The organism is Methylobacterium sp. P5_C11 (genome assembly GCF_054049775.1).
Window position 1 is genome coordinate 1 of sequence record NZ_JBFULS010000021.1, and the last position, 8,443, is coordinate 8,443.

8 protein-coding genes and 1 pseudogene are annotated in these 8,443 nt (G+C 68.4%); 6 read left to right on the top strand and 3 right to left on the bottom strand.

The window, feature by feature from the left end; genetic code table 11:
* Together ACXJKQ_RS13230 and ACXJKQ_RS13235 are read right to left on the bottom strand one after the other, a co-directional pair.
* Positions 1 to 186: pseudogene (locus tag ACXJKQ_RS13230) on the bottom strand (IS481 family transposase); the annotation flags it as partial.
* Positions 187 to 249: 63 nt separating this feature from the next.
* Complete coding sequence (locus ACXJKQ_RS13235) at positions 250 to 1,392, bottom strand: acyl-CoA dehydrogenase family protein (RefSeq protein ID WP_457106198.1); 1,143 nt, start codon at positions 1,390 to 1,392, stop codon at positions 250 to 252.
* A gap of 275 nt (positions 1,393 to 1,667) precedes the next feature.
* Here ACXJKQ_RS13235 and ACXJKQ_RS13240 point away from each other — a divergent pair, with 275 nt between their 5' ends.
* From ACXJKQ_RS13240 to ACXJKQ_RS13265, 6 genes are all read left to right on the top strand, one after another.
* Positions 1,668 to 2,768 carry an ABC transporter substrate-binding protein gene (locus tag ACXJKQ_RS13240; protein ID WP_457106199.1) on the top strand — a complete coding sequence of 367 codons (1,101 nt, stop codon included), beginning with the start codon at positions 1,668 to 1,670 and terminating at the stop codon, positions 2,766 to 2,768.
* Between the two features lie 11 nt (positions 2,769 to 2,779).
* Positions 2,780 to 3,787: an ABC transporter permease gene (locus ACXJKQ_RS13245; protein WP_457106200.1), complete on the top strand. Its 1,008-nt coding sequence runs from the start codon at positions 2,780 to 2,782 to the stop codon at positions 3,785 to 3,787.
* Positions 3,781 to 4,569 carry an ABC transporter ATP-binding protein gene (locus ACXJKQ_RS13250; protein WP_457106201.1) on the top strand — a complete coding sequence of 263 codons (789 nt, stop codon included), beginning with the start codon at positions 3,781 to 3,783 and terminating at the stop codon, positions 4,567 to 4,569. The genes ACXJKQ_RS13245 and ACXJKQ_RS13250 overlap by 7 nt, the downstream gene beginning before the upstream one ends.
* Before the next feature lie 71 nt (positions 4,570 to 4,640).
* On the top strand, positions 4,641 to 5,621 hold the full coding sequence (locus tag ACXJKQ_RS13255) for an aliphatic sulfonate ABC transporter substrate-binding protein (protein WP_457106202.1): 981 nt from the start codon (positions 4,641 to 4,643) through the stop codon (positions 5,619 to 5,621).
* Positions 5,622 to 5,628: 7 nt separating this feature from the next.
* Entirely contained in the window at positions 5,629 to 6,420 is a 792-nt protein-coding gene (locus ACXJKQ_RS13260; protein WP_457106203.1) for an ABC transporter permease, read from the top strand.
* 56 nt (positions 6,421 to 6,476) lie between these two features.
* Positions 6,477 to 7,259, top strand: a complete 783-nt coding sequence (locus tag ACXJKQ_RS13265; RefSeq protein WP_457106204.1) for an ABC transporter ATP-binding protein — start codon at positions 6,477 to 6,479, stop codon at positions 7,257 to 7,259.
* Positions 7,260 to 7,623: 364 nt separating this feature from the next.
* Here the strand turns inward: ACXJKQ_RS13265 and ACXJKQ_RS13270 are convergent, their stop codons facing one another.
* Positions 7,624 to 8,190, bottom strand: a complete 567-nt coding sequence (locus tag ACXJKQ_RS13270; protein WP_457106205.1) for a MucR family transcriptional regulator — start codon at positions 8,188 to 8,190, stop codon at positions 7,624 to 7,626.
* Positions 8,191 to 8,443 lie beyond the last annotated feature (253 nt).

Sequence of the window (8,443 nt, forward strand, 5' to 3'; positions counted from 1 at the left end):
GGTAGAGCGCGGCGTCTTCGGTCCCATCGCCGCGTCATGCACGAAGGCTCGCTTACGCCACTTCGCGACTGTCTTGGGGTTCAGTCCATGCTGGGCGGCAAGATCTTTGAGCGGAGCTTTCGATCGCTGTAGCGTTGCTCTGACCGCGTGCGTGGTCGTGGCGCAGCCGTGAAGAACCTGTCCCATAACGCCTCCCGGTGTGCGGCGGTTACAGCTAAATTGATGCCACCACACCGCGGGACTGCACAGTTAGGCACCGAGCGCGGCCTTGCCGGCGGCGGTGTGGACGGCGTCGGCCTGAGGCCAATGGATGCGGGCGCAGAGCACGTCGCGCAGGTGGCGCTCCAGCGGGTTCGCCCGCGAGAGGCCGGCATTGCCGCACAGTTCCGCGGCACGCTGCACGGCGGCGATGGCGCCCTCCGTCACCGTCAGCTTCACGAAGCCGGCTTCCCGCGGCGCCGGGGGATGCCCCGCATCGACCTCTGCGGCGAGGCCGGTGACGAGGCGCGCGTTGACAGCGAGCAGGCGCTCGTTCTCGCCGACCGCTTCCTGGAAGCGCGGCAGGCTCGCGAGCGGCGCCCCGAGGCTGCCCGGCACGCGCTCGCGCAGGTAGCGGACGAACCAATCCTGTGCCGCCCGCGCGACCCCGTCGTAGAGAGCCGACAAGAGAGTGCAGCTCCAGGCCTGCTGCCACGGGTCGGGGCGCCATTCGCCCGGAGCGCGCAGATCCAGGGCGAAATCGGCGGGAACCCACACGTCTTCGAGCACCACGTCGTGGCTGCCCGAAGCGCGCAGTCCCAGATGGTCCCAGCTTTCCTCGATGCGCATGCCCGGCGCGTCGAAGGGAACGAGAACGTTGCCCGTGCGCGGGTGGGCTTCGTCGGTGCGGACGAAGACGACGCCGTAGGCCAGGCCGGGCGCCCCGGTCGAGCAGATCTTCCGGCCGGCGATGCGCCAGCCCTTGCCGTCCCGGCTGGCGACGGTCGCGGGCAGGCCGCCCCGCGAGGGTGTCCCAAGCTCCGGCTCGACCCGCAGGGCGTTGATCAGAGCGCCCGCGGCGACGGCCTCCTCGCCCACCTTGTCCGCGACCCCGCGGGACCAAGCCGAGTCGGGCCTATGGATCAGGGCATGCTGGAGAAGCTGCATCGACAGGACAAGTGCCGTCGCTGGATCACCGCGGCCGATGGCGCCCACCACCTCGGCGGCCCGTGCGAGCCCAGCTCCACCGCCCCCGAGGCGCCTCGGCACCGTGAGCCCGAGAAGCCCGGCCTCGCGCAGGTCGGCGATGCTGTCGTGCGGGAAGGATCCCGTCCGATCGTACCCGACGGCCCGTCCGGCGAAGGTCTCGGTGAGGGCACTGGCTATGTCGGTGGGCGGGACGGCGACGGTCATGGACGATAATCGTCCACTCCGCGGCGTCGCGGGTCAACGAAAGCTTATTCCGTTTTTCTCAAACGCGGGAAGACAAACTCGTCCACCCGCGGCGAAAATGGGAAAAAGCGTTTCGTTGACTTGGCATTCACCGTAATGAATAGTTTGTGGGCCGATTCCGCAGAGGACGGGCACTTTCAAAATACGAGCGTGCGGATGCCGTACGGCCGTGGGGCCGGATCGATGGCACGCGCGTCCATGCTCTGCGCCGTGTGCACCAAGGAGATCCTGTCGACATGAGCGACGAGCCCTCAAGTCCGGGCGGCATCCGATCCGGCGGCCTGCCCTCGCGTCGCCTACTGCTGCGGACCGGCGCGGCCGCCGTAGCAATGCCCTTTGGCCTTGGGCTCGGTACCGGGCGCGCGTGGGCGCCGGGTCCATCCGCGCTCTTCGATCCTGGCCCGCTCTGCCGGCCGGCGGCGGCCGAAGGGCCGTCCGGTCCGCTGCGGCCGATCAAGCTTGCCTGGAACGCCTCGGCCATCTGCACCGCGGCAGCGCCGCTCGCCAAGGAGCGAGGCATTTTTGCCAAGCACGGCCTCGAGGTCGAGTTCGTGAATTTCGGCGGCTCGACCGAGGCGCTGCTGGAGGCCATCGCCACCGGCAAGGCCGATGCCGGCATCGGCATGGCGCTGCGATGGCTGAAGCCCTTGGAGCAGGGCTTCGACGTGAAGATCACGGCCGGACTGCACGGAGGCTGCCTCCGTCTCCTGGGCTCGAAGGCCGCCGGAATCACCGAGGTCGGCGCCCTCAAGGGCAAGACCATCGCGATCAGCGATCAGGCAAGCCCGGCCAAAAACTTCTTCGGCCTCGTCCTCGCCAAGGCCGGAATCGACCCGGAGAACGGGGTCGAGTGGCGGCAGTATCCAGCCGACCTCCTGAACCTTGCGGTCGAGAAGGGCGAAGCGCAGGCGCTGGCCGATTCCGATCCGCGCACCTGGATCTGGCTGAAGGACCCGCGCTTCGCCGAGGTGTCGACCAACCTCGCCGGCGACTACGCCACGCGTACCTGCTGCGTCGTCGCGGTCCGCGGGAGCCTGATCCGCAACGATCGGGCGGTCGCCACCGCCCTCACACGAGCCATCTTGGAAGGCGGCCATGCCGTCCATGTCGACCCGGAAGCCGCAGCGCGGGCCTTCTCGGGCTACGGCGGCAAAGGCTCGATCGACGATCTCCCCGCGATGCTGCGCAGTCAGCAACACGGCGACAGCCCCGTCGGCGCGAGCCTCAAACAGCAACTCGCCCTTTATGGCGACGAGTTGAAGCAGGTTAACGTCCTCAAACGGTCGACCGATTCGGCGAAATTCGCCGAGCGGATCTACGCCGACGTCCTGAGCTGAAGGGGAACGGAATGGCCGGCAGCCTCACCGTCACCGCAGCGCCCGACGCCGCCTGCGCAACGCCTCGCCGTCCGCTGCGGCCGTCCTGGTCGGGGCTGATCGCCGGGCTGGCCTGGCTCGCCCTCGCGGCGGTCGCCCTCGGCCTGCCGGAGGCGGGCGACTTCCCGCGGACCGGTGCATTCGCGCAAGGCGCCGCCGTGCTCGGCGCTGTGCTCCTCCTGTTATCGCTCATCGTCTCCCGGCTTGGGACACCGGGCGCGCGAATGCGTCACTGGAGCCCGTGGCTTGCCGTCCTCGCCCTCGCGCTCGTCGCGTGGGAATTCGCCACGGCGAAACTCGAATGGCTGCCGATGCCGTTCTTCCCGCCTCCACAGGCGATCCTGGAAGTCTTCCTTGACGATTGGCCGAAGCTCGGCGGCAGCATCCTCAACTCTCTGATCCTGCTTTCCGGAGGTTACGCTTTCGGGGCAGCGGTAGGGTTCACGCTCGGCGTCGCGATCGGCTCGTCGCGGGCGGTCGGCTACTGGGCGCATCCGGTGCTGCGCTTCGTCGGGCCGCTGCCGGCCACGGCGTGGCTGCCACTGGCGTTCTTCGTCTTCCCGTCCTCGTGGTCGGCCAGCACCTTCCTGGTGGCGCTCGCAACCGGCTTCCCGGTCACGGTCCTGACATGGTCGGGGGTGGCGGGTGTCAACAAGGCCTATTTCGACGTGGCGCGCACACTCGGCGCCTCGCGCAGCTTCCTGATCCTGCGCGTGGCGATCCCGGCAGCGCTGCCGCACGTCTTCGTCGGCCTGTTCATGGGGCTCGGCGGCTCGTTCGCGGTGCTCGTGGTGGCCGAGATGCTCGGCGTGAAGTCCGGCCTCGGCTGGTACCTGCAATGGGCTCAAGGGTGGGCTGCCTACGCCAACATGTACGCCGCGCTGATCGTGATGGCGCTGATGTGCTCGTCCCTGATCACGCTGCTGTTCCGCCTCCGCGACCGCCTGCTCGCGTGGCAGAAGGGGCTGGTGCAATGGTAGCCACCGCGACCCGAGAACAGGCTGCTCAAGCCGCCGGGGGGCGCCTGACTGTGGATGCCGTCAGCCACGCCTTCGCGATCCGCGGCGCGCCCCTGCCGGTGCTCGACCGGGTGAGCCTTGAGGTGGAGCCCGGCGGCTTTGTGGCGCTGCTCGGCCCGTCGGGCTGCGGCAAGTCCACCCTACTGCGGCTCGTGGCCGGGCTCGAACTGCCCAATCAGGGCACCATCGCGATCGACGGCGATCCAGTCGAGGACCCGGACCCGTCGCGGCTCCTCGTCTTCCAGGACCCAACCCTCTATCCCTGGCGCACCGTGCGCGCCAACGTCGCGCTCGGCCTGGAGGCCCAGGGCGTCGGCCGAGAGCGGGCCGCGCTGGCCGACGCGGCGCTGCACCTCGTCGGGCTCGACGGCTTCGCCGAGGTCTATCCGCACCAGCTCTCGGGCGGCATGGCCCAGCGCGTTGCGCTTGCGCGCGCCCTCGTCAACGAACCGCGCCTGCTGCTCCTCGATGAGCCGCTGGGCAAGCTCGACGCGCTGACCCGGCTTGCCATGCAGGCCGAGATCCTCCGCCTTTGGCAGGAGAAGCGGTTCACCGCACTCCTCGTCACCCACGATGTCGAGGAGGCGCTTGTCCTGGCCAAGCGCGTGATCGTGCTCTCTGACCGCCCGGCGGCGATCCGAGCCGAGTTGCCCGTGCCCGCCCCTTATCCGCGTCACCGTGACGACCCCGAGATCGTGCGTCTTCGCCGCGAGATCCTGGGTATCCTCGGTCAACAGACTTGACCGGACGCGCCTTTCCTGAGTTCTCCCAAATACGCCTTATCCGTAGGGCGATGCACACCAAGGTCTTGTCCATGTCCGCATCCCGCAGAGTCCTCCTGGCCGCCGGCCTCGCCCTGGCGACCCTGACGGGACCGCTCGGGCAAAGGGCCTTCGCCGAGGATCCCAAGGAGATCCGTCTGGACTGGGCGACCTACAATCCGGTCGGCCTCCTCCTGAAGGAGAAGGGTTTTCTGGAGGAGGCCCTGGCGCCGAAGGGCATCAAGGTCCGCTGGGTCCAGTCGCTCGGCTCCAACAAGGCGCTCGAATTCCTGAACGCGGGCGCGATCGATTTCGGCTCGGCGGCGGGTGCTGCGGCCCTCGTGGCGCGGATCAACGGCAATCCGATCCGAGCGGTCTACGCCTTCTCGCGCCCGGAATGGACCGCCCTCGTCACCCGCAAGGACACCGGCATCGCCAAGCCCGCCGACCTGAAGGGGAAGCGCGTCGCCGTCACCCGGGGCACCGACCCCCACATCTTCCTGATCCGCGCGCTCCAGAGCGTCGGCCTCACCGAGAAGGACGCCAAGCTCGTCCTACTCCAGCATCCGGACGGACGCACGGCCCTCGACCGCGGGGACGTCGATGCCTGGGCGGGTCTCGACCCGATGATGGCGGCGGCCGAGATCGAGAACGGCGACGTGTTGTTCTACCGCGACGCGGCGGCCAACACCTGGGGCTTGCTCGACGTGCGCGAGGATTTTGCGCAGACCCATCCCGACCTGGTCCGGGCGGTGATCGCGGCCTACGAGCGTGCCCGCGCCTACGCGCTGGCCAACCCGCAGGCTCTCAAAGCGGCTCTGATGGCCTCCACCAGGCTGCCTGAACCGGTGATCGCCCGCCAGTTGGAGCGCACCGACCTCTCCCAGCCGACGATCGGTCCGGCCCAGGCTGAGGCAATCAGGGCGGCCGGCCTCGCCCTCCAGCAGGCCGGCGTGATCCCGGCCGGCACCGAGGTGGCGGCGGCGGTCGACGGCCTGCTCGACGCGCGCTTCAATCCCGTCGCGGCCCGTTGAGGCGGGGATGCCGGTGCTGCGGCAAGGTGGCCGCCTCGGTCTCGGGATCGTCCTCGCACTCGCGCTCCCGGTAGCACTCGCGACCGGATGGGAGGTCTCGGTCGATACCGGGCTAGCCTCCGGGCGCCTTCTGCCGCCGCCGAGCCGGATCGGCGCAACGCTCTGGGAACTCGCCGCATCGGGCGACCTCCTGGCCCATATCCAAGCGACGCTGATCCGGGTCGGCCTCGGTTTCCTCGGCGGCGCCGCAGCCGGGATTCTGATGGGCACCGCGGTCGCAGTGCTGCCGCTCGTGCGCCGGATCTGCGACCCGAGCCTGCAGGCTCTGCGCGCGGTGCCGTCGCTTGCCTGGGTCCCGCTCTTCATCCTCTGGTTCGGCATCCTCGAGACGCCGAAGATCCTGCTGATCGCCGTGGGGGTGTTCTTCCCCGTCTATGTCGGGGTGTCCGGCGCGATCGCCTCGGTCGATCGCAAGCTCGTAGAGGTCGGGCGCATCTATCGCCTGTCGCGCGGCGCCATGGCCCGCCGGATTCTGCTGCCCGCGATCCTTCCGGCGACGCTAGTCGGCCTGCGCACCGGCCTCGGCCTCGGGTTCCTGTTCGTGGTCGCGGCCGAGCTGATGGGGGCCTCCGAAGGGCTCGGCTACCTGCTCGTCGATGGTCAGCAACTCGGCAAGCCCGACCAGATCCTGGCGGCGATCATCGCCTTCGCGCTCGCCGGGAAGCTGGCCGATACGCTCTTCGTCGTGATGACGCGGCCCTTGACGCGCTGGCAGGATACGGTGCGGGAGAGCCTGTGAAGGCCGGGTCTTTTCCCGGCCTCCCACCCGCTCGCTTGCCCAAGGGTTAGGTCCCCGTGCTCATCATCGAAGCCCTCTCGAAGACCTACGCGGACGGCACGCAGGCGCTCTCGGGCATCGGGCTGTCGGTAGCGCCCGGCGAGATCGTCGCGCTCATCGGCGGATCCGGCTGCGGCAAGACGACCCTACTGCGACTCATTGCGGGGCTCGATCGGGCCAGCGCCGGGAGCGTCGCGGTCGACGGCGAGACGATCCGCCAGCCCCATCCGTGGATCGGCGTCGTCTTCCAGGAACCGCGGCTGCTGCCGTGGCTGAGCGTCGCCGACAATGTCGGCTTCGGCCTCGCCGGGCTCGGCCGGTCCGCCTATCGCGCGCGCGTCGATCAGGCCCTGGAGCGGGTCGGCTTGTCCGAGCACGGCCGCCGCTGGCCCCGGGAGCTGTCGGGCGGCCAGCAGCAGCGCGTCTCCATCGCCCGGGCCTTCGTCCCGCAGCCGCGCGTGCTGCTCCTCGACGAACCCTTCTCGGCGCTTGATGCGTTCACGCGCCGGGACCTGCACGCGCAGTTGCTCGACCTCTGGGCGGAATCGAAGCCCACGATCCTGATCGTCACGCACGACGTGGGCGAGGCCGTGACGTTGGCCGACCGGGTCGTGGTGATGCGGCCAAGGCCAGGCCGGCTCGACGAGACTGTCGCGATCGAGCTGCCGCGCCCGCGCAATCCCGCCTCGCCGCGCTACGAGGAAGCGGTCCGACGGGTCATGGCAGCCCTCGATCGCTCTCTGCAGCCCGCCACGACGCGCCGCGACCTCGCTGCCGAGATGAGCGCCGGCTGGTGGTAGATCCTCCCGCTGCAAATTGGAGACCTAGACGACATGATGCAGCCTTCACGGTAGTCCACCACTCCGGCTGCACGTGCTGGCAGAGCCCGTTCGCAACGGATGCGGAGGCGCATGCTGCCTTTATCGCGATGGTTAAGGTCGCTGGCTTCGAATGCTTCCTCGGAGATCGTTCAGCGGCCGTGAATCGACCGCGCGGTGTCAGAGCGCGAAAAAGCCCGTTCCGGCTGACCGGGCGTGCTTCTCACCAGAGGCCGTCGTGTCAATGCGGCGCTCCCGGCTCAGAGCGCCAGCTGTTGAGATGGGCACCCAAGCAGCAAGGTAGCACGCTGGCGATGAACGGGTAGACGCCGCGCTGGCTAGCCGCTCACTCTGCTGCGGCAACGACCTTCTTTCGGCCTGGGACCGGTTTTTCGGCCGGTGCAGCTGCAGGCTCAGCAGCCTTCTTCCGCCCGCGGGACTTGGGCGCCTCGGAGATTGTCTCGGCGACCTCGGCCGCCCTCGGAGCCGCTTTCTGACGCAGCTGACCAAGGCCCGCATTTTTCGCGAGCGCAGAACGTTGGGCCGAGTAGTTGGCCGCCGTGGAGGGGTAGTCGCGCGGCAGGCCGAAGCGCTCGCGGTACTCCTCGATCGTCATGCCGGCGCCGCTCAGGTGCCGCTTGAGCGTCTTGTACGGCTTGCCGTCGATGAAACTGATCAACGCGTCCGGCGTGATGGATTTCCGGATCTGCGAGGGTGACGCCTTATCCGCCTTGGGCTCGGCGGAAGCAGACGTCCCTGCGAGCCCGGATAAAGCCGTGTGAACCTCGGCCAGGAGAGCCGGAAGGTCGGCCGGCCGAACCGAGTTCTTCGACACGTAAGCCGCAACGATCGCGGTGGTGAGCTCGATGAAGTCGGTTTGGTCCGACCTAGGAATTGAAGTGCTCTCGTCCATTTGGATCTCCTCGATATGCTGCCGCAACGAACGAGGCCAATGCGAACGTTAGTCAAGTGGTGTTTCAATATTTTTAGAACGCTAGGTCAAATATATACCGATTTCTTGTCAGAGTGCTGATTTGTATCGACGGCCACGCTGTTTCAATTCCAATGTAGCGAATCCCCCTTCACCCCATGAGTTCTGTCACACTTACGCGTCCGTGAGTCGGCTGCTCGGCGGGACGTAACCGTCGCGCTCCAAGTCCGGCGGC

Excerpts from the sequence above, each read along its gene's own strand:
- ACXJKQ_RS13235 (WP_457106198.1), bottom strand. The coding sequence starts at position 1,392 with ATGACCGTCGCCGTCCCGCCCACCGACATAGCCAGTGCCCTCACCGAG.
- ACXJKQ_RS13240 (WP_457106199.1), top strand. The coding sequence starts at position 1,668 with ATGAGCGACGAGCCCTCAAGTCCGGGCGGCATCCGATCCGGCGGCCTG.
- ACXJKQ_RS13245 (WP_457106200.1), top strand. The coding sequence starts at position 2,780 with ATGGCCGGCAGCCTCACCGTCACCGCAGCGCCCGACGCCGCCTGCGCA.
- ACXJKQ_RS13250 (WP_457106201.1), top strand. The coding sequence starts at position 3,781 with ATGGTAGCCACCGCGACCCGAGAACAGGCTGCTCAAGCCGCCGGGGGG.
- ACXJKQ_RS13255 (WP_457106202.1), top strand. The coding sequence starts at position 4,641 with ATGTCCGCATCCCGCAGAGTCCTCCTGGCCGCCGGCCTCGCCCTGGCG.
- ACXJKQ_RS13260 (WP_457106203.1), top strand. The coding sequence starts at position 5,629 with ATGCCGGTGCTGCGGCAAGGTGGCCGCCTCGGTCTCGGGATCGTCCTC.
- ACXJKQ_RS13270 (WP_457106205.1), bottom strand. The coding sequence starts at position 8,190 with ATGGACGAGAGCACTTCAATTCCTAGGTCGGACCAAACCGACTTCATC.